Consider the following 19,509-nt stretch of genomic DNA (forward strand, 5'->3'; position numbering starts at 1 on the left):
AGCTCACGCTCGAGTCCTGGCGCACGACCGCCATTTCCGTCGCCGAACAAGCGTCCCCCCGTCTCGCCCGGTCACCCCAACTCCTCGTCGCAGTCGGGCAGTCCGGGCTCCGCCGCTCTGCGTCCAGGGTATGGCCCGGGCCTGACACGTCGCCACCCTGCGCGGCCGGATCTCACGGGAGCCGCCGTACACGCGCGGCGCCGACGGCGGAGGGCGGGGCGGGAAGGACCGCCGACGACAGAGCGCGGACCGGGAACACTCCCGGCCCGCGCTTGATCATGTTCCTCATGCGCAGGTCGCATCGTTTCTGCACCTGCGGTGTCCTGTGGGGCGGGTGGGACTCGAACCCACGGCCGACGGATTATGAGTCCGCTGCTCTAACCGGCTGAGCTACCGCCCCATAGCGGCGTGTCGCGTACATGTGTGCGCGCCGTCTGCCGCAGCATAGCCGCTCATACGATCTCCTGCTTCGGATGGTCGGCTTCCGCGCTGCTCATGAACCTGAGGACATCTCCGCAGGCGCGGCGGTTCCCCGTGAACATGAAAAAGGACCCCGGAGGGTCCTCGTTCAGCGTGCTCCCCCGACTGGACTCGAACCAGTAACCTGCCGGTTAACAGCCGGCTGCTCTGCCAATTGAGCTACGGAGGACCGAAGCTCCCCCGACTGGACTCGAACCAGTAACCTGCCGGTTAACAGCCGGCTGCTCTGCCAATTGAGCTACGGAGGATCGCCTCGATTGCATCGAACGTACCTACCTGGGTATTCGCCAGGGGGCGGGCGCTCGCTGCGACACATACATTAGCGCAAGCAGGGGGGTGCTCCGCCAATCGGTATCCCCCGGCGCCGACGCCGCACCAGAGACCTAGGCACAAGGGAAGGGTGGCAGCCATGCGCTACCGGCTCACGTTCGTCGCCGGAATGGCACTCGGTTACGTACTCGGCACGAGGGCCGGACGCGAGCGCTACGAGCAGCTGAAGAAGTCCGCGCAGCAGATCATGCAGAACCCGGCCGTCCGCAACACCGCGGAGAGCGCCGCCCAGCAGGGCCGCGTCTACGCCGGGAAGGCCTTCCACACGGTCAGCGACAAGGTCGGCGACCGCGTCCCGGCCTCGGTCGCCCAGCGTGTCCGCTCCCTGCGCGAGCGCAACGTCAACGGCACGGCCGACGACGACTGGGGCACGAGCAACACCTGACGTCCCAGCTCGGCGCCGGTGCTCCGCCGCCGCGCGCGGCGCCCTGGCGGAAGCAGCCCCGGCGGTACGGCAAAATCTTCGGTATGGGGATAGTCGCCGGCTTGGACAGCTCGCCCGATTTCACGCGCATCGTGGTCTGTGACACGGACACCGGTGCCGTACTCCGGCAGGGATACGCACCGCATCCGGTGGAGACGCCGGACGGTGCGGGCCGCCCCAGCGACGTCGACCCGCAGGCCTGGCTGCTCTCCCTGGGCGAGGCCGCGGGCGGCGGCCTGCTGGAGGGCGTGCAGGCCATCGGCGTCTCCTCCCAGCAGAACGCGCTGGTCCCGCTGGACGCCCAGGGCAACACGGTGCGTCCGGCGCTGGTCGGCGGCGACAAGCGGGCACAGGTGGCGGCGGCCGATCTGGTCGACGCGCTCGGCGGGCGCGAGGCGTGGGCGCAGGCCGTTGGCTGCGCGCCCCAGGCCGCGCAGCCGGTCACGAAGCTGCGCTGGCTGGCGAAGAACGAACCCGAGAACGCCCAGCGCACGGCGGTGCTGCTGCAGGCCCACGACTGGCTGGTGTGGCAGCTGCTCGGGCGTCCGGTGCGGCGGACCACCGACCGGGGCGGCGCCTCCGGCACCGGCTACTGGTCCGCGGCCGGCGGCGGGTACCGGCCCGACCTGGTCGAGCTGGCCCTCGGCCACCAGGCGATGCTCCCCGAGGTGATCGGCCCCTCGGACGCGGCCGGCACGACCCCCGAGGGCCTGCTGATCTCCGCCGGGACCGGGGAGACCATGGCCGCCGCGTTCGGGCTCGGGATCGGGCTCGGGGACGCGGTCGTGTCCCTGGGTGCCTCCGGATCGGTGATGGCCGTGCACCCGGAGGCGCTCGTCGACCAGTCCGGGATGATCACCTCGCTGGCCGACGCCACCGGCATGCACCTGCCGGTCGTCACCACCCTGAACGCCGTACGGACCCTGCGCGGCGCCGCCGAACTCCTCGGGCTGCCGGATCTGGAGAGCCTGTCCGACCTGGCCATGAAGTCCACGCCGGGCTCCCACGGGCTGGTGCTGCTGCCCTACCTGGAGGGTGAGCGGACGCCGAACCTCCCGCACACCGCGGGGACGCTCGCGGGGCTGCGACGCGAGTCGATGAAGCCCGAGCACCTGGCGCGGGCCGCGTTCGAGGGCATGCTGTGCGGGCTCGGCGACGCGCTGGACGTGCTGCGCGGGCGGGGCGTGGACGTGCGCCGGATCTTCCTGCTCGGCCAGGCCGCCGAGCTGCCCGCCGTGCAGGCCTCGGCGCCCTCGCTGTTCGGTGCCCAGGTCGTCGTGCCGCAGCCCGCGGACTACGCGGCGATCGGCGCGGCCCGGCAGGCGGCCTGGGCGCTCGGGGTGTCGCAGGGCACGCTCGACCCGCGGACCCCGCCGGCCTGGCAGGGAGCCGCCGCGCAGGTGCTGGAGCCGGGCGAGGAGCTGGCGGTGGGCCAGGCGGTGCGGCAGCAGTTCACCGCGGTGCGCGAGCAGACCCATCCGGGCGCGTTCCGTCCGTAGCACCACGAACCCGTATGGCTGCCGGTTCGCCGCTGTCGGCTTAATCGGTTGAGGTAACGCGGGTGGAGTGTCGGACGATAGGGGCCAGGGGCAACCACCCCGCCCCCACCGCCGACTCCGAGAGACGTAGCGTGCTCATACGACTTCTGCGGACCTATCTCAGGCCCTACAAGAAACCCATAGCGTTCCTGGTGCTGCTGCAGTTCCTGCAGACCTGCGCCACCCTCTACCTGCCCACCCTGAACGCGGACATCATCGACAACGGTGTCGTCAAGGGGGACACGGGCTACATCCTGTCCTTCGGTGCCCTGATGATCGGCATCTCGTTGGCGCAGGTCGTGTGCAACATCGGTGCCGTGTACTTCGGCGCCAGGACCGCCTCCGCGCTCGGCCGGGACGTGCGCGGTGCCGTCTTCGACCGGGTGCAGTCCTTCTCCTCCCGTGAGCTGGGCCAATTCGGGGCGCCCTCGCTCATCACCCGTACGACGAACGACGTGCAGCAGGTCCAGATGCTGGCCCTGCTGACGTTCACCCTGATGGTCTCCGCGCCCATCATGTGCGTCGGCGGCATCGTGCTCGCCCTCGGTCTCGACGTCCCGCTGTCCGGCGTGCTCGTCGCGGTCGTCCCGGTGCTCGGCATCTGTGTGACGCTGATCGTGCGCCGGCTGCGGCCGCTGTTCAGGACCATGCAGGTCCGGCTCGACACGGTGAACCGGGTGCTGCGCGAGCAGATCACCGGCAACCGGGTGATCCGCGCCTTCGTCCGCGACGAGTACGAGCAGGGCCGCTTCGGGAAGGCCAACGGCGAGCTCACCGAGATGCAGCTGGCCACCGGCCGGATGCTCGCGCTGATGTTCCCGATCGTCATGACGGTGGTGAACGTGTCGTCGATCGCCGTGGTGTGGTTCGGCGCGCACCGCATCGACAGCGGCGGCATGAAGATCGGCGACCTGACCGCGTTCCTCGCCTATCTGATGCAGATCGTCATGTCCGTGATGATGGCCACCTTCATGTTCATGATGGTGCCGCGCGCGGAGGTCTGCGCCGAGCGCATCCAGGAGGTCCTGGGGACCGACTCCAGCGTGGTGCCGCCGACCGCGCCCGTCACCGAGCTGCGCCGGCACGGGCACCTGGAGATCCGCGGGGCGGGCTTCCGCTACCCGGGTGCCGAGGAGCCGGTGCTGACGGACATCGCGCTGGAGGCCCGGCCGGGTGAGACGACCGCCGTGATCGGCTCCACCGGCAGCGGCAAGTCGACCCTGCTCGGACTCGTCCCCCGGTTGTTCGACGCCACCGAGGGCCAGGTGCTGGTGGACGGCGTGGACGTCCAGGAGGTCGAGCCGAAGCTGCTCGCGAAGACCGTCGGGCTCGTGCCGCAGAAGCCGTACCTGTTCGCCGGCACCGTCGCCACCAATCTGCGCTACGGCAATCCGGACGCCACCGACGAGGAGCTGTGGCACGCGCTGGAGGTGGCGCAGGCCAAGGACTTCGTGCACAAGCTGGAGGGCGGCCTGAACGCGCCGATCGCCCAGGGCGGCACCAACGTGTCCGGCGGCCAGCGGCAGCGGCTCGCCATCGCCCGCACCCTCGTGCAGCGCCCGGAGATCTACCTCTTCGACGACTCCTTCTCCGCGCTCGACTACGCGACGGACGCGGCGCTGCGCGCGGCGCTCTCCCAGGAGACCGCCGAGGCGACCGTCGTCATCGTCGCCCAGCGGGTGGCGACCATCCGGGACGCCGACCGGATCGTCGTGCTGGACGAGGGCCGGGTCGTCGGCGCCGGCCGGCACCACGAGCTGATGGCATCCAACGAGACCTACCGGGAGATCGTGCTCTCCCAGCTGACGGAAGCGGAGGCCGCCTGATGGCCGGGCCCATGGGACGCATGATGGCCGGGGGCGGCCCCGACCAGCGCTCGATGGACTTCACGGGCTCGGGCAAACGGCTCGTCGCCCAGTTCAAGCCCGAACGGGTCACCATCTACGCCCTGTTGTTCTGCGTGGTCGTCAGTGTCGGCCTGAGCGTGATCGGCCCGAAGATCCTCGGCCGCGCCACCGACCTGGTGTTCTCCGGCATCATCGGCCGGCAGATGCCGGCCGGGGCCAGCAAGGAGCAGGTCCTCGACTCGATGCGCGAGCGGGGCCAGGGCTCCGTCGCGGACATGCTCCAGGGCACCGACTTCACCCCCGGCGAGGGCATCGACTTCGACGCCGTCGGGCACGTCCTGCTGCTCGCCCTCGGTACGTTCCTGGTCGCCGGCCTGCTGATGGCCGTCGCGACCCGGCTGGTCAACCGGGCCGTGAACCGCACGATGTACCGGCTGCGCGAGTCCGTGCAGACGAAGCTGTCGCGGCTGCCGCTGTCGTACTTCGACAAGCGTCAGCGCGGCGAGGTGCTGTCCCGGGCGACCAACGACATCGACAACATCGGGCAGACGCTCCAGCAGTCGATGGGCCAGCTGATCAACTCGCTGCTGACCATCATCGGCGTGCTCGTGATGATGTTCTACGTCTCCTGGATCCTGGCGCTGGTCGCGCTGGTGACCGTGCCGCTGTCGTTCGTGGTCGCCACCCGGGTCGGCAAGCGCTCGCAGCCGCACTTCGTCCAGCAGTGGCGCTCCACCGGCAAGCTGAACGCCCACATCGAGGAGATGTACACCGGGCACACCCTGGTGAAGGTGTTCGGCCGGCAGGAGGAGTCGGCGCAGCAGTTCGCCGAGCAGAACGACGCCCTGTACGAGGCCGGGTTCAAGGCGCAGTTCAACAGCGGTGTCATGCAGCCGCTGATGATGTTCGTGTCCAACCTGAACTACGTCCTGGTGGCCGTCGTCGGCGGGCTGCGGGTGGCGTCCGGCGCGCTGTCCATCGGTGACGTGCAGGCGTTCATCCAGTACTCGCGGCAGTTCTCCATGCCGCTGACGCAGGTCGCGTCGATGGCGAACCTGGTGCAGTCCGGCGTCGCGTCGTCCGAACGGGTCTTCGAACTCCTGGACGCGGAGGAGCAGGAGGCGGATCCGGTGCCGGGCGAGCGGCCCGCGGAACTGCGCGGGCGGGTGGGCCTCGAGCACGTGTCCTTCCGCTACGACCCGGAGAAGCCGCTGATCGAGGACCTCTCGCTCAAGGTGGAGCCGGGCCACACGGTCGCGATCGTCGGCCCGACCGGCGCGGGCAAGACCACGCTGGTCAACCTGCTGATGCGGTTCTACGACGTCTCCGGTGGCCGGATCACCCTCGACGGCGTGGACGTCCGGAGCATGTCCCGCGACGAACTGCGCTCCGGCATCGGCATGGTGCTCCAGGACACTTGGCTGTTCGGCGGCACCATCGCGGAGAACATCGCGTACGGCGCCTCCCGCGAGGTCACCCGGGGCGAGATCGAGGAGGCCGCGCGGGCCGCGCACGCCGACCGGTTCGTCCGGACCCTGCCCGACGGCTACGACACGGTGATCGACGACGAGGGCACGGGGGTCAGCGCGGGTGAGAAGCAGCTCATCACCATCGCACGGGCGTTCCTGTCCGACCCGGTGATCCTCGTCCTGGACGAGGCGACCAGCTCGGTCGACACCCGCACCGAGGTGCTGATCCAGAAGGCGATGGCCAAGCTGGCGGCCGGCCGCACGTCGTTCGTGATCGCGCACCGGCTGTCGACGATCCGGGACGCGGACACCATCCTCGTGATGGAGAACGGGTCCATCGTCGAACAGGGCGCGCACACGGACCTGCTGGCGGCCGACGGCGCGTACGCCCGGCTGTACAAGGCCCAGTTCGCCCAGGCCGTGGCCGAGGTGGACTAGCTCCGGCCGGCGCCGGGGTGCCGCTGCCGCGGCGGCGGCACCCCGGCGGCCGGACTCAGTCGAGGTAGCCCTCAGCTGGTCCGCGAAGGCGTGGTCCCGGAGCTTGTTCAGCGTCTTGGACTCGATCTGCCGTATCCGCTCCCGGGTCACCCCGAACAGCCGGCCGATCTCCTCCAGCGTCCGCGGCCGGCCGTCGATGAGTCCGTAGCGCAGCTGCACCACCTTGCGCTCGCGCTCACCGAGCGTGGACAGCACCGCCTCCAGGTGCTCGCGCAGCAGCAGGAACGCGGCCGACTCCACCGGGCTGGCGGCGTCGCCGTCCTCGATGAGGTCGCCGAGGGCCACGTCGTCCTCCTCGCCCACCGGCGCGTGCAGCGACACCGGCTCCTGGGCGAGGCGCAGCACCTCGCCGACCCGCTCCGGCGGCAGCTCCAGATGGGCGGCGACCTCCTCCGGCGTCGGCTCGTAGCCCCGCTCCTGGAGCATGCGCCGCTGGACGCGGACCACCCGGTTGATCAGCTCCACGACGTGGACCGGGACGCGGATGGTGCGGGCCTGGTCGGCGAGGGCCCGGGACATGGCCTGGCGGATCCACCAGGTGGCGTAGGTGGAGAACTTGTAGCCGCGCGCGTAGTCGAACTTCTCCACGGCCCGGATGAGGCCCAGGTTGCCCTCCTGGACGAGGTCGAGCATGGTCAGGCCGCGGCCGACGTACCGCTTGGCGACGGAGACCACGAGCCGCAGGTTGGCCTCGATGAGCCGGCGCTTGGCCATCCGGCCCAGGACCACGAGCCGGTCCAGGTCGTTCGCCAACTGGCTGTCCAGGTCGGGGGTGTTGCTCAGCTTCTCCTCGGCGAACAGGCCGGCCTCCACCCGGCGGGCGAGTTCGACCTCCTCGGCGGCGGTGAGCAGCGGGATGCGGCCGATCTCGCGCAGGTACTGGCGGAACAGATCGGCCGAGGGGCCACCGGACTCGGCCCGGGCGGCGGCCCGCGCCGCGGCGGGTCCGGCGCTCTCCTCGGGCTCCCCGGACTCCTCCGGTTCCCCGGAGTCCTCCGTGAGCTCCTCGGCGGGCGGCTCCCCCGGGTCGGCGGGCGCCGTCTCCGCGTGCAGGCCGCCACGGCCCTGCGGGGGCACGGCCACGAGGACGTCCGTCTCCGCGTCCGGCTCGTCCGCGGAGGTGCCGGTGGTGCCGGTGGCACCGGTGTTGCCATCGGACTGGCTGAGGGTCTGGGTCTGCACGGGGGCGACCTCCAGGATGATCGCTGCCGAAGGTGTGCGGCAGCGGCACTTCGGGGGCGGAGAGTCGACGGCCTGCGCTCCGAGGACTCGGGCACCGCCCCCAGTGTGGAGTACGACACATCCCCGCCACGAGGGGCGTGCGGTGACTTTTTGCGTCCGGACCGTGACCGGCTGGTGACCGGCACCGGAAAAGCGGGCGCCGTACCCGGCCCTGATCTGGGACGATCCCCGGGTGTCCGGACTTCTGTACGAAACCCATGTGACCGTCCGCTGCGACGACACCGCCGAGGCCGAGCGGCTGCGCGGCTGGGCGGACGCATCCGGACTCAAGCTGACGCACATCGTGCTGGCCCGCGGCCGGATGCGGCACCAGCCGATGCTCACCCTCGCCGGCTCGTCCTCGTACGCCGAGGAGTCCGCCCGCGCGGCCGTCACGGTGGCGGCGCTGCGGTCGGCCGGCTTCGCACCGGTGCGGGTGAAGACCGAGTCGGTGCCCTGGGCGCCGGAGGTGCCGGCCGGACCGTGCGGGGGCGGACAGTACTTCGAGCACCACGCCAAGCTGCTGCTCGACGCCGGCACCGACCTCGGCGCGCTCGCCGCGCGGGTCGTGCCGCACGGCGCGCACCTGTCGTGGAACGCGCGGCGGGTGCGCGACGGCGGACGGCACGAGCGGTTCGTGACGCAGCGCTGCCGTGGCGTCACGGACGCGGCGGCCGAACGGGCCCTGGGGCGGCTGCTCGCGGAGCTGGAGGGGCTCGACGTCCTCGGCGTGGAGCGGGAGTTCGTCCTGTACGACAGCGACGAGTCGGTGGACGACGGATGGATCGAGGAGCGGGAGGTGTCCGGATGAGCGAGACCTGGCGAGCCCTGTGGCGCGGTGGGGAGCTTCCCCCCGAGCCGCCGGACGAGGCGGCCCGGCGGGCGAACGACCTGCCCCGCACCCTGACCTGGGTGCCCGGCGACGGCGTCACCCAGCGGCCCGTGTTCGAACCGGCCCTCAAGCACTACCGGAACGCCTACCGGGCCACCGATCCCGTCTTCGCCGACCCGGCGCTCGGCGCGGCCTGGCACACGGCCCGGCGGACGGCGCTGGACGAGGTGCTGGCCGCGATCGCCGGTTCCGAGTGGGCCGGTGCGCTGGTGCTGCGCGGCAGTGCGCTGATGTCGGTGTGGTTCGGGCAGGCCGCGCGCGAGCCCGGTGACCTGGACTTCGTCGTCGTACCGGCCGCGTGGCGGATCGAGGAGGACCGGACGGCGCGGATGCTCGACGGGATCGCCCGGGCGGCCGCTTCCCGCGCCGGGGACGTGCGCTTCTCGGCGCGGGACGCGGTCGTGGAGGACATCTGGACCTACGACCGGGTGCCCGGCCGCCGCATGGTCCTGCCCTGGTCGGCGCCCGCGCTGCCGGGCGGGCACGTCCAGCTCGACTTCGTCTTCAACGAGCCGCTGCCCGGGGAGCCCGAGCCGGTCCGGCTGCCGGGCGGCACGCTGCTCGGCGCGACGCCCGCGCTGTCGCTCGCCTGGAAGCTCATGTGGCTGGTCAACGACGTGCACGCCCAGGGCAAGGACCTCTACGACGCCGTTCTGCTCGCCGAGCGCCACCCGCTGCGGCACGAGCTGCTGCGCGAGGTGTTCCGGCTGTCGGGCGAGTGGCCGTACCCGTACCGCGAGGACGTGCTCCTCGCGGACGTCGTGGAGGCGGTCGGGTACGTCGAGTGGGAGCACTTCGTCACCGAGTACCCGCAGTTCGCCGACCGGGAGCGGGAGTTCGCCGAGCGGCTGGTGCGGGCGGTCACGCCGGCGTTCCCGCCCGAGGCCGGCTAGAGCGCCTGCGCGCCCCGCTCGCGCAGCGTCTGGTCGTACTGCTGGAGGACCCACAGCTCGTTCTGCACGGCGGCCAGCTGGGCGGGGTCGCCGCCGGTGGCCAGGCGGGTCAGCTGGGACTGGATGTCCCGGATGCGGCGCTCCACGGCCCGGCGGCGGATCTGCACGAGGACCGTGCCGGCGTAGGTCTCGTCGACCGTGCGGCGCAGGATCGGCTCGACGGCCAGCTCGGTGACCATCGCGCGGACGGCGTCGTCGGGCGCGGCCTCACGGACGCGGACCAGGTACTCCTGCGCGTCGGTCACGCCGAACTCGGCGCCGCCCGCCTCCGCGACGGCCTGGCGGACGGCGGCGTAGGGCGGGGCGGTGAACTCGTCCACGCCGTAGGCGTCGAAGGCCGGGGAGACCAGCTCGGGCCGCTGCAGGGCGAGTTTGAGCAGTTCGCGCTCGGCGGCGTAGACGGGGTTGCGCAGGGTGAGGGCCGGCCCGGAACTCGCGGGCCGCGGGGCTCCGGCCCACTGCTGGTCGGCCGGGCGGCCCGTACCCTGCTGCGGAGCCGGGCCCTTGCCGCCCCGGTCGCGGGCCCAGCGGGCGAGCTGGGCCACGCGCCGGACCACGAACTGGGTGTCGAGGATGCCGAGCATGCCGGCGAGTTCCACGGCGACCTCGTGCTGGGCGCCGCTGTTCTTGATGCGGGCGACGATCGGCGCGGCCTCGTCCAGGGCGGCGGCCCGGCCGGCCGGGGTGTCGAGGTCGTAGCGGCGCACGATCTGGCGGAGCGCGAACTCGAACAGCGGCGTGCGGGGTTCCACCAGGTCGGTGACCGCCTCGTCGCCCTTGGCCAGACGCAGGTCGCAGGGGTCCATGCCGTCGGGCGCGATCGCGATGTACGTCTCCGCGGCGAACTTCTGGTCGTCCTCGAAGGCGCGCAGGGCCGCCTTCTGGCCGGCCGCGTCGCCGTCGAAGGTGAAGATCACCCGGGCCGAGCCGTTGTCCATCAGCAGCCGGCGCAGGATCTTGATGTGCTCGCCGCCGAAGGCCGTGCCGCAGGTCGCGATGGCCGTCGTGACACCGGCCAGGTGACAGGCCATGACGTCGGTGTAGCCCTCGACGACGACGGCCCGGCTGGCCTTGGCGATGTCCTTCTTCGCCAGGTCGATGCCGTACAGCACCTGGCTCTTGCGGTAGATCGCCGTCTCGGGCGTGTTCAGGTACTTCGGGCCGTTGTCCGCCTCGTACAGCTTGCGGGCGCCGAAGCCGACGACCTCGCCGCCGATGTCGCGGATGGGCCACATCAGGCGGCCCCGGAACCGGTCGATGGGGCCGCGGCGGCCCTCCTGGGACAGCCCGGACAGGACCAGCTCCTTGTCGGTGAACCCCTTGCCGCGCAGGTAGCGGGTGAGGTGGTCCCAGCCCTGGGGGCTGTAGCCGACGTCGAAGTGGACGGCGGCGGCCTGGTCGAAGCCGCGCTCGGCGAGGAAGATCCGGCCGGTCTCGGCCTCGGGGCTGGTGGCGAGCTGCTCGGCGTACCACTGGGCGGCGATCTTGTGCGCCTCGACCAGGCGGATGCGCTCGCCGCGCTGGTGGGCCGGGTTGTACCCGCCCTCCTCGTAGCGCAGGGTGATGCCGGCCTGGGCGGCCAGCCGCTCGACCGCCTCCGAGAAGGAGAGGTGGTCCACCTTCATCACGAAGGTGAGGGTGTCGCCGCCCTCCTGGCAGCCGAAGCAGTGGAAGAGTCCCTTGCTGGGGCTGACCTGGAAGGACGGCGACTTCTCGTCGTGGAACGGGCACAGGCCCTTGAGGTTGCCGCCGCCCGCGTTGCGCAGCTGGAGGTACTCGGAGACCACGGCGTCGATCGGGACCGCGTCCCGAACCGCCTTCACGTCCTCGTCGTTGATCCGTCCTGCCACGGATGAATTCTACGGGGGTGGTGTGACAGTCCCCGCGCGCGCGGAGCTCACGGGGCGAGGCTGTCGAGGGGTACGTGCGGGTCGGCCAGCGCGTCGAGGTCCACCGGCGCACCGGCCCGGATCAGTTTCTGGATGGGTTCTGTGACATCCCACACGTTCACGTTCATCCCGGCGAGCACGTGGCCCTGACGCACCCAGAACGCGATGAACTCGCGCTTTCCGGCGTCGCCGCGGATCACCACCTCGTCGTACGACCCCGGCGGCGCCCACCCGCTGTACTCCATGCCCAGGTCGTACTGGTCGGTGAAGAAGTAGGGCACCCGGTCGTAGGTGACGTCCTTGCCGAGCATCGCGCGGGCGGCGGCCGGGCCGCCGTTCAGCGCGTTCGCCCAGTGCTCGACGCGCAGCCGGGTGCCGAACAGGGCGAGCGGGAAGGACGCGACGTCACCGGCGGCGTAGATGTCGGGGTCGGAGGTGCGCAGCCGCTCGTCGACGACGATGCCGCCGCCGTGTGCCCGGTCGGCGATCTCCAGTCCCGCCGCCTCCGCGAGGCCGGTGCGGGGAGCCGCGCCGATCGCCGCGAGGACGTCGTGCGCCGGGTGCTCCTCGCCGTCGTCGGTGCGGGCGGCGAGGACCATGCCGTCCTGGCCGACGATCTCGGTGAGCTGGACGCCGAAGTGGAAGCGGACGCCGCGCTCGCGGTGCAGCTCGGCGAAGACGTTGCCCAGCTCGGGCCCGAGGGCGCCGTGCAGCGGGGTCGGGGCCGGTTCGATCACCGTGACCTCGGCGCCGTACTCGCGTGCCGCCGCCGCGACCTCCAGACCGATCCAGCCGGCGCCGGCGATCACGATGTGGCCGTTGTCCCGGCCGAGGGAGGTCAGTACGCCCTTGAGGCGCTCGGCGTGGGCGAGCCGGCGCAGGTGGTGGACGCCGGCGAGGTCGGTGCCGGGGATGTCGAGGCGGCGGGGTTCGGCGCCGGTGACGATGAGCAGTTTGTCGTAGCGGACGAGGGTGCCGTCGTCTCCGAAGCGGACGGTCTTCGCCGTACGGTCGATGCGGTCGACGGTCTGGCCGAGGTGCAGCTCGATGTCGTTCCGCGCGTACCAGGCGGGCTCGTGCACGAAGACGCTGTCGCGCTCCTCCTTGCCGAGCAGGTAGCCCTTGGAGAGCGGGGGGCGCTCGTAGGGGTGGTCGCGCTCGTCGCAGATCAGTATCACCCGGCCGGTGAAGCCCTCCGCACGGAGCGTCTCCGCCGCCTTGGCGCCGGCCAGGCCGCCTCCGACGATGACGAATGTCTGATCCGCGTCGACCACTTGATGCCTCCTCGTAAGGGTGCCGCCACATGCGAGCGTCCCGCACCCGGCGTGCTGCGGGAAGAGGGAGTGACCCGATCAGGCCAGCCCGGGTCACATTCCGCTCAGATATGCCCTGTCAGTCTGGCGTGCAGGGAGCGGGCCGAGGCGTCCGTGAGGGAGGCGATCTGGTCCACGATCACCCGCTTGCGCGCCAGGTCGCCGGGTGCCGCGTCGAACAGGGCGCGGAACTGCGGGTCGAGGCCCTCGGGCGCGCGGGCGGTGAGGGCCTCGGCCAGTTCCGCGACGATCACCCGCTGGTCGGCGCGCAGCAGTTCCTGCTCGGCGCGCTGCATGACGTACCGGTCGGCGACCGCCTTGAGCACCGCGCACTCCATGCGGGTCTCGCGGGGTACGACGAGTTCGGCGCCGTACCGGGTGAGCCGGCCGGTGCCGTACGCGGCGCGCGTGGCGCCCTCGGCGGCCAGGCAGAACCGGCCGATGAGCTGGCTGGTGGCGTCCTTGAGGCGGGCCTGCGCGACCGCCGTGCCGTCGTAGCCGTGCGGCCACCAGTCCTGGTCCTGGAGGCGGTCGAGGGCCGCGGCGAGCTCGGCCGGGTCGGTGCCGGCGGGGACGTAGCGGCCGAGGGCGACCTCGAACACGGCCTGCCGCTCGGGTTCGGCGTGCAGGCAGTCGGGGTCGATGTGGCCGGCGTGCAGCCCGTCCTCGACGTCGTGCACCGAGTAGGCCACGTCGTCCGACCAGTCCATGACCTGGGCCTCGAAGCAGGTGCGGGTGCCGGGGGCGTGCGCCCTGACCCAGTCGAAGACCGGGCGGTCGTCCTCGTACACGCCGAACTTCACCGACGCCGGGTCGGTGGGGTGGGCGCCGCGCGGCCAGGGGTACTTGGTGGCCGCGTCGAGGGTGGCGCGGGTGAGGTTGAGGCCGACGGAGCCCTCCGGGGTGAAGCGCTTGGGCTCGATGCGGGTGAGGAGCCGCAGGGACTGGGCGTTGCCCTCGAAGCCGCCGCAGTCCGCGGCGAACAGGTTCAGCGCCTGTTCGCCGTTGTGCCCGAAGGGCGGGTGGCCGAGGTCGTGGGCGAGGCAGGCCGCCTCGACCAGGTCGGGGGCGCAGCCGAGGGCCAAGCCCAGCTCCCGTCCTACCTGCGCGCATTCCAGGGAGTGGGTGAGCCGGGTGCGGGGGCTGGCGTCCCAGGCCCGGGTGCGGGTGCCCGGGGTCACCACCTGGGTCTTGCCGGCGAGGCGGCGCAGGGCGGCCGAGTGCAGGATGCGGGCGCGGTCGCGCTGGAAGGCGGTGCGGCCGGGGCGCTTGTCGGGCTCCGGCGCCCAGCGGTCGGCCGACGCCGGGTCGTACGCCGGGGCGGATGCGGTGCCGGTGACTGCTGCGGTGCCTGCGGTGCCTGCGGTGCCTTCCATGCCTCGACAGTAAGCGGCGCCGGTGACATTCGGGGTGCGACCGGGTACCCACCGGGGTGCCGGACGCCGAGGACCCGGTGCCGGACACCGGGTACCGGAGGTCCCGGCCCGGCCGCTCCGGCGGTGCAGGATCAGGCAGGCCATCCGCCCAGCGGACCGAGACGCCCCACGCACGCCGTACCACGCGGGATCAGGCGGCTTCTGTGTGCGGGGTGGTGAGGGCGCGGTCGTAGCGGTGCAGGATCAGGCCGCCCGGCGGCGGACGGTCGCCGCGCGGGCGGGACGACCCGGTGCGCGCGCTGCCGCGAGGGAACCGGCGGCCTCCGCGGTGCCGCGGGCACGGCGGTGCACGATCGGACCGGCCGGCGCCGAAACGGTCGCCGCGCGGAATCAGGCGGCTTCTGTGTGCGGGGTGGTGAGGGCGCGGTCGTAGCGGTGCAGGATCAGGCCGCCCGGCGGCGGACGGTCGCCGCGCGGGCGGGACGACCCGGTGCGCGCGCTGCCGCGAGGGAACCGGCGGCCTCCGCGGTGCCGCGGGCACGGCGGTGCACGATCGGACCGGCCGGCGCCGAAACGGTCGCCGCGCGGAATCAGGCGGCTTCTGTGTGCGGGGTGGTGAGGGCGCGGTCGTAGCGGTGCAGGATCAGGCCGCCCGGCGGCGGACGGTCGCCGCGCGGGCGGGACGACCCGGTGCGCGCGCTGCCGCGAGGGAACCGGCGGCCTCCGCGGTGCGGTGAAGCCGCGGGCACGGCGGTGCACGATCGGACCGGCCGGCGCCGAAACGGTCCCCGCGCGGGATCAGGCGGCTTCTGTGTGCGGGGTGGTGAGGGCGCGGTCGTAGCGGTGCAGGATCAGGCGGGCCATCGCCGGGTGGTCGCCGAGGGGGGCGGAGGCGATCCAGGGGGCCGCCGCCGCGCACTGGGTGGCGAAGCGGCCGGGGGCGGTGAAGCAGGACGCGACCGCCACCCGGTGCCGGCCGCGGGCCGCCAGCGTGCGCAGGGCCGCCTCGACGGTCGGTGCGGCGGCGGAGGCGTACGCGGGGACCACGGGCACGCCGAGGCGGTCGGCCAGGAGGCGGGCGGTGCGGGCGGTGTCGGCCGCCGACTCGGGGTCGCGGGAGCCCGCAGCGGCCAGGACGACCGCGCTCGTGCGGCGGACGGCCGGGTCGGGGTCGGGCTGCCAGCCGGCCTCGGTCAGGCGGTCGTACAGGGTCTCGACGAGGAGCGGGTGCGGGCCGAGCGGGGCGGCCACGCGGGTGCGGCCGGCCGCGGCGGCGGCCATGGCGGGGATGTCCTGCTTGACGTGGTAGCCGCGGCCGAGGAGGAGGGGGACGAGGACGGCGGGGCTGTACCCGAGCGCGGCGAGGGTGTCCGGGAGCAGCGGCTCGTTCAGCTCGATGTGCCCCAGGTGGACGGAGAGGCCGGGGCGCAGCTCGCGGACCCGGTCCCGCAGGGCCCCCACCGTGACCGCCGCGCGGGAGTCGCGGCTGCCGTGCGCGACCAGGACGAGGGCGGGCGGGGTCGGGCGGCGGCGGCCGACCGGGGAGACGAGCCGGAGCCGGCCGGCCAGCTGGCTGCTGATGCTGTCCATGAGGTGCGCCGTGCTTTCGAGGTGGTGGAGGGACTCGGAGCGGGGAGGGTGCGACGCCGTCATGGAAGGATCCTGGCGGGCCGAGGTTGCGGCCCCGTTGCCGGGCCGTCACGGGTGTTTTCCGTGGCTTCACGGTGCGCGGATGCGGGACGTGAGGTGAACCGGTCCGGTGGTGGGGGCGTCCTCCCCGGTGGGAACCGATCACTTTCTCCGGGGGACGCCATGAAGATCCGTCGACCGCGGCTGCCGCGCACCCGCGCCGGGCAGCGGCGGCTGGTGCAGTCGGTGATGGCCGCGTGCGTGCTGGCGCTGCTGCCGGCGACCTGGCTGTACGTGTCCACGGCGGACCGGCTGCGGACGACGGCGGACGCGCCGCGCACACCGGTGGCGGTGGTGTTCGGCGCCGGGCTGTGGAACGGGGAGCCGTCGCCGTACCTCGCGCACCGGCTGGACGCGGCGGCGAAGCTGTACCGGGCGAGCCGCATCGAGGTCGTCCTGGTCACCGGCGACAACAGCCGCGAGGACTACGACGAGCCCGACGCGATGCGCGCCTACCTCACCCGGCACGGGGTGCCGGGCACGAGGATCGTCAGCGACTACGCCGGATTCGACACCTGGGACTCCTGTGTGCGGGCCCGGAAGATCTTCGGGGTGGACCGGGCCGTGCTGATCAGTCAGGACTTCCACATCCGGCGGGCGGTGGCGCTGTGCGAGGCCGCGGGGATCGACTCGTACGGGGTCGGGGTCGCCGCCAAGCACGACGTGACCTGGTACTACGGCGGCACGCGCGAGGTCTTCGCGGCGGGCAAGGCGGCGCTGGACGCGGTGCTCCGCCCGGACCCGCGGTTCCTGGGCCCGAAGGAGCGGGGCGTGAGCCGGGCGCTGGCGGCCGGCCGGTGACCCGCACCGCCGGGCCGGCGGGGTGCGCGGGGCGGCCCTCACGGTGGCCGATCGGGCGCGGGGAGGTGACCGTCCCGGCGGTGTAACCGGGGACGGGCACGGCCCGTAACACGGTCCGCGCAGGCTGGGCGGCATGGAGAACACCTCGACGCCCACCCACTGCCCGTACTGCGCCCTGCAGTGCGGGATGACGGTCAGGCCCCTGCCGCAGGGGGGCGCCGAGGTCTCCGAGCGGCCGGACTTCCCGGTCAACCGGGGGGCGCTGTGCGGCAAGGGCCGTACGGCCGCCCAGGTACTGTCGCCCGCGGTGCGGCTGACCACTCCGCTGGTGCGGTCGGGCGGGCGGCTGGTGGAGGCGGGCTGGGGCGAGGCGCTGGACCTGATCGCGGACCGGCTCGGACGGACGCGGCGGGAGCACGGCGCCGACGCGCTCGGGGTGTTCGGCGGGGGCGGGCTCACCAACGAGAAGGCGTACGCGCTCGGCAAGTTCGCGCGGGTGGTGCTCGGTACCTCGCAGATCGACTACAACGGGCGCTTCTGCATGTCCTCGGCCGCGGCCGCGGGGACGAGGGCGTTCGGGCTCGACCGCGGGCTGCCGTTCCCGCTGGAGGACGTCCCGAGGACCGGGTGCGTGATCCTCGTCGGCTCGAACCTGGCCGAGACCATGCCGCCGTCGCTGCGCTTCTTCACCGAGCTGCGGGAGAACGGCGGCACGCTGATCGTCGTCGATCCGCGCCGTACCAGGACCGCCGAGCAGGCCGATCTGCATCTCGCGCCGCGCCCCGGCACCGATCTCGCCCTCGCCCTGGGGCTGCTGCACCTGGTGGTCGCCGAGGGGCGGACGGACGAGCGGTTCGTCCGGGAGCGGACCACCGGCTGGGAGGAGGCCCGGGCGGCGGCGATGGCGCACTGGCCGGAGTACGTGGAACGGATCACGGGGGTGTCCGTTCCCGAGCTGCGGCAGGCGGTGCGCATGTTCTGCGAGCCCGAGTCGGCGATGGTGCTCACCGCGCGCGGGCCCGAGCAGCAGGCGAAGGGCACGGACACGGTGGGCGCGTGGATCAACCTGTGCCTGGCGACCGGCCGGGCGGGCCGCCCGCTGTCCGGGTACGGCTGCCTGACCGGGCAGGGCAACGGGCAGGGCGGCCGGGAACACGGCCAGAAGGCCGACCAGTTGCCCGGCTACCGCAAGCTGGACGACCCGGTGGCCCGGCGGCACGTGGCCGGGGTGTGGGGCGTGGACCCGGACAGCCTGCCGGGGCCCGGGCGCAGCGCCTACGAACTCCTCGACGCGCTCGGCACGGACATCCGGGCCCTGCTGCTGATGGGCTCGAACCCGGTGGTGTCGGCGCCGCACGCGGCCCATGTCGAGGAGCGGCTGCGCTCCCTGGACTTCCTCGCGGTGGCGGACGTGGTGCTGTCGGAGACGGCGGAGCTGGCGGACGTGGTGCTGCCGGTGACGCAGTGGGCGGAGGAGACGGGCACCACGACCAGCCTGGAGGGCAGGGTGCTGCTGCGCCGGCGGGCGGTCGCTCCCCCGCCGGGTGTGCGCAGCGACCTGTTCGTCCTGCACGAGCTGGCCGGCCGGCTCGGGGTGGAGAAGGGCTTCCCCACCGACACGGAGGAGGTCTTCGGCGAGCTGCGCCGGGCGAGCGCGGGCGGCCCGGCCGACTACTCGGGCATCACCTACCGCCGCCTCGTGGAGGAGAACGGGGTCTTCTGGCCGTGCCCGGAGACTCCTGAGGTCCATGAGGTTTCCGGGGGGCATGAGGGGCCGGAGGCTCGTGAGGCGCCGACGGGCCAGGCGGGGCTGAGGGGACCGGTGGGTGAAGGGCCGGAGGGTCCTGAGTCGCTGGAGGCTCGCGAGGCGTCGGCGGGCCACGCGGGACTGACAGGGCCGGAAGGCCAGGCGCGGCCGGAGGCCCGTGAGGCGTCGTCGGGCCACGCGGGACTGACGGGGCCGGAGGATCATCGGCCGGAGGCTCGCGAGGCGTCGACGGGCCACGCGGGACTGACGGGGCCGGAAGGCCAGGCGCGGCCGGAGGCCCGTGAGGCGTCGTCGGGCCGGACGGGACTGACGGGACCGGAAGGCCAGGCGCGGCCGGAGGCCCGCGAGGCGTCGGCGGGCCACGCGGGACTGAAGGGACCGGAAGGCCAGGCGCGGCCGGAGGCTCACGAGGCGTCGTCGGGCCGGGCGGGACTGACGGGACCGGAAGGCCATGCGCGGCCGGAGGCTCGTGAGGCGCAGGGGTCCCGGCGCGGCCGGCCGGGGCCGCCGTGCATCCCGGCACGCCGCGGCTGTTCCTTGACCGTTTCGCGACGCCCGACGGCCGGGCCCGGTTCGTCGCCGTGGCCCACCGGGCGGCGGCCGAGGAACCGGACGGCGCGTACCCGCTGCTGCTGACCACCGGCCGGGTGGTGGCGCAGTACCAGTCGGGGGCGCAGACCCGGCGGGTGGCGGAGCTGAACGCGGCGGCCCCCGGCCCGTTCGTGGAACTGCATCCGCGCCTCGCCGCCCGGCTGGGGGCGGCGGAGGGCGACCGGCTCGCGGTGGTCTCCCGGCGGGGCCGGGCGGTGGCGCCCGCGCGGATCACCACCGCCATCCGTCCGGACACCGTCTTCATGCCCTTCCACTGGCCCGGCGAGGGCCGCGCCAACACCCTCACCAACCCCGCGCTGGATCCGACGTCCCGGATGCCGGAGTTCAAGTCGTGCGCGGTGCGGGTGGAGGTCCTGGGACCTGAGGAGTAGGCCGGTTCGGTCTCCGGGCCGGTGCGGGGCCGGGGGGG

Annotated in this window: 13 protein-coding genes, 3 tRNA genes and 1 pseudogene; 9 read left to right on the forward strand and 8 right to left on the reverse strand. The window is 73.2% G+C overall.

Translation table 11 applies throughout. The features are described 5' to 3' along the window. Positions 1-326: 326 nt before the first annotated feature. The 3 genes from N8I86_RS13530 to N8I86_RS13540 form a co-directional block, all read right to left on the reverse strand. A tRNA-Ile gene (locus tag N8I86_RS13530) sits at positions 327-400 on the reverse strand. 176 nt (positions 401-576) lie between these two features. Further along, positions 577-649 (reverse strand) — tRNA-Asn (locus tag N8I86_RS13535). Positions 650-655: 6 nt separating this feature from the next. Further along, a tRNA-Asn gene (locus tag N8I86_RS13540) sits at positions 656-728 on the reverse strand. 161 nt (positions 729-889) lie between these two features. Between N8I86_RS13540 and N8I86_RS13545 the strand changes: the two genes are divergently transcribed. The 4 genes from N8I86_RS13545 (at position 890) to N8I86_RS13560 (ending at position 6,526) form a co-directional block, all read left to right on the forward strand. Further along, the gene (locus tag N8I86_RS13545; protein ID WP_073893709.1) at positions 890-1,195 is read left to right on the forward strand and encodes a hypothetical protein; all 306 of its coding nucleotides are present in this window, start codon (positions 890-892) and stop codon (positions 1,193-1,195) included. 83 nt (positions 1,196-1,278) lie between these two features. Further along, positions 1,279-2,733 carry a xylulokinase gene (locus N8I86_RS13550; protein ID WP_073893712.1) on the forward strand — a complete coding sequence of 485 codons (1,455 nt, stop codon included), beginning with the start codon at positions 1,279-1,281 and terminating at the stop codon, positions 2,731-2,733. A gap of 131 nt (positions 2,734-2,864) precedes the next feature. After that, positions 2,865-4,598, forward strand: coding sequence for an ABC transporter ATP-binding protein (locus tag N8I86_RS13555; protein WP_263277861.1), 1,734 nt, complete (start codon positions 2,865-2,867; stop codon positions 4,596-4,598). Then, positions 4,598-6,526, forward strand: a complete 1,929-nt coding sequence (locus N8I86_RS13560) for an ABC transporter ATP-binding protein (protein WP_073893715.1) — start codon at positions 4,598-4,600, stop codon at positions 6,524-6,526. The genes N8I86_RS13555 and N8I86_RS13560 overlap by 1 nt, the downstream gene beginning before the upstream one ends. 69 nt (positions 6,527-6,595) lie before the next feature. On the opposite strand, the pseudogene N8I86_RS13565 reads toward N8I86_RS13560, so the two are convergent. Further along, positions 6,596-7,889: pseudogene (locus tag N8I86_RS13565) on the reverse strand (RNA polymerase sigma factor); the annotation flags it as partial. Positions 7,890-8,000: 111 nt separating this feature from the next. On the opposite strand from N8I86_RS13565, the gene N8I86_RS13570 reads away from it, so the two are divergent. Both N8I86_RS13570 and N8I86_RS13575 read left to right on the forward strand, forming a co-directional pair. Further along, a complete protein-coding gene (locus N8I86_RS13570; RefSeq protein WP_263277862.1) occupies positions 8,001-8,618 on the forward strand; it encodes a hypothetical protein in 618 nt (205 codons plus the stop codon). Then, positions 8,615-9,592, forward strand: coding sequence for a nucleotidyl transferase AbiEii/AbiGii toxin family protein (locus tag N8I86_RS13575; protein WP_263277863.1), 978 nt, complete (start codon positions 8,615-8,617; stop codon positions 9,590-9,592). The genes N8I86_RS13570 and N8I86_RS13575 overlap by 4 nt, the downstream gene beginning before the upstream one ends. Here N8I86_RS13575 and dnaG read toward each other — a convergent pair. The 4 genes from dnaG to N8I86_RS13595 all read right to left on the reverse strand — a co-directional run bounded on the left by dnaG (position 9,589) and on the right by N8I86_RS13595 (position 15,883). Next, positions 9,589-11,502, reverse strand: a complete 1,914-nt coding sequence (gene dnaG, locus N8I86_RS13580; protein ID WP_073893721.1) for a DNA primase — start codon at positions 11,500-11,502, stop codon at positions 9,589-9,591. The two genes, N8I86_RS13575 and dnaG, sit on opposite strands and share 4 nt — an antisense overlap. Positions 11,503-11,549: 47 nt before the next feature. Continuing rightward, the gene (locus tag N8I86_RS13585; protein WP_073893723.1) at positions 11,550-12,815 is read right to left on the reverse strand and encodes an NAD(P)/FAD-dependent oxidoreductase; all 1,266 of its coding nucleotides are present in this window, start codon (positions 12,813-12,815) and stop codon (positions 11,550-11,552) included. 104 nt (positions 12,816-12,919) lie between these two features. Further along, on the reverse strand, positions 12,920-14,230 hold the full coding sequence (locus N8I86_RS13590) for a deoxyguanosinetriphosphate triphosphohydrolase (RefSeq protein ID WP_263277864.1): 1,311 nt from the start codon (positions 14,228-14,230) through the stop codon (positions 12,920-12,922). 798 nt (positions 14,231-15,028) lie between these two features. Continuing rightward, positions 15,029-15,883: a sirohydrochlorin chelatase gene (locus tag N8I86_RS13595; protein WP_263277865.1), complete on the reverse strand. Its 855-nt coding sequence runs from the start codon at positions 15,881-15,883 to the stop codon at positions 15,029-15,031. A gap of 159 nt (positions 15,884-16,042) precedes the next feature. On the opposite strand from N8I86_RS13595, the gene N8I86_RS13600 reads away from it, so the two are divergent. The 3 genes from N8I86_RS13600 (at position 16,043) to N8I86_RS13610 (ending at position 19,471) form a co-directional block, all read left to right on the forward strand. After that, complete coding sequence (locus N8I86_RS13600; RefSeq protein WP_263277866.1) at positions 16,043-16,720, forward strand: SanA/YdcF family protein; 678 nt, start codon at positions 16,043-16,045, stop codon at positions 16,718-16,720. A gap of 133 nt (positions 16,721-16,853) precedes the next feature. Further along, complete coding sequence (locus tag N8I86_RS13605; protein WP_263277867.1) at positions 16,854-19,124, forward strand: molybdopterin-dependent oxidoreductase; 2,271 nt, start codon at positions 16,854-16,856, stop codon at positions 19,122-19,124. Next, complete coding sequence (locus tag N8I86_RS13610; protein ID WP_263277868.1) at positions 19,070-19,471, forward strand: molybdopterin dinucleotide binding domain-containing protein; 402 nt, start codon at positions 19,070-19,072, stop codon at positions 19,469-19,471. Before N8I86_RS13605 ends, N8I86_RS13610 begins: the two co-directional genes overlap by 55 nt. The last annotated feature ends 38 nt before the right edge of the window (positions 19,472-19,509 follow it).

It is taken from the genome of Streptomyces albidicamelliae (assembly GCF_025642175.1).
Lineage (GTDB): Bacteria > Actinomycetota > Actinomycetes > Streptomycetales > Streptomycetaceae > Streptomyces > Streptomyces albidocamelliae.

Excerpts from the sequence above, each read along its gene's own strand:
- N8I86_RS13545 (WP_073893709.1), top strand. The coding sequence starts at position 890 with ATGCGCTACCGGCTCACGTTCGTCGCCGGAATGGCACTCGGTTACGTA.
- N8I86_RS13550 (WP_073893712.1), top strand. The coding sequence starts at position 1,279 with ATGGGGATAGTCGCCGGCTTGGACAGCTCGCCCGATTTCACGCGCATC.
- N8I86_RS13560 (WP_073893715.1), top strand. The coding sequence starts at position 4,598 with ATGGCCGGGCCCATGGGACGCATGATGGCCGGGGGCGGCCCCGACCAG.
- N8I86_RS13575 (WP_263277863.1), top strand. The coding sequence starts at position 8,615 with ATGAGCGAGACCTGGCGAGCCCTGTGGCGCGGTGGGGAGCTTCCCCCC.
- N8I86_RS13590 (WP_263277864.1), bottom strand. The coding sequence starts at position 14,230 with ATGGAAGGCACCGCAGGCACCGCAGGCACCGCAGCAGTCACCGGCACC.
- N8I86_RS13595 (WP_263277865.1), bottom strand. The coding sequence starts at position 15,883 with ATGACGGCGTCGCACCCTCCCCGCTCCGAGTCCCTCCACCACCTCGAA.
- N8I86_RS13600 (WP_263277866.1), top strand. The coding sequence starts at position 16,043 with ATGAAGATCCGTCGACCGCGGCTGCCGCGCACCCGCGCCGGGCAGCGG.
- N8I86_RS13605 (WP_263277867.1), top strand. The coding sequence starts at position 16,854 with ATGGAGAACACCTCGACGCCCACCCACTGCCCGTACTGCGCCCTGCAG.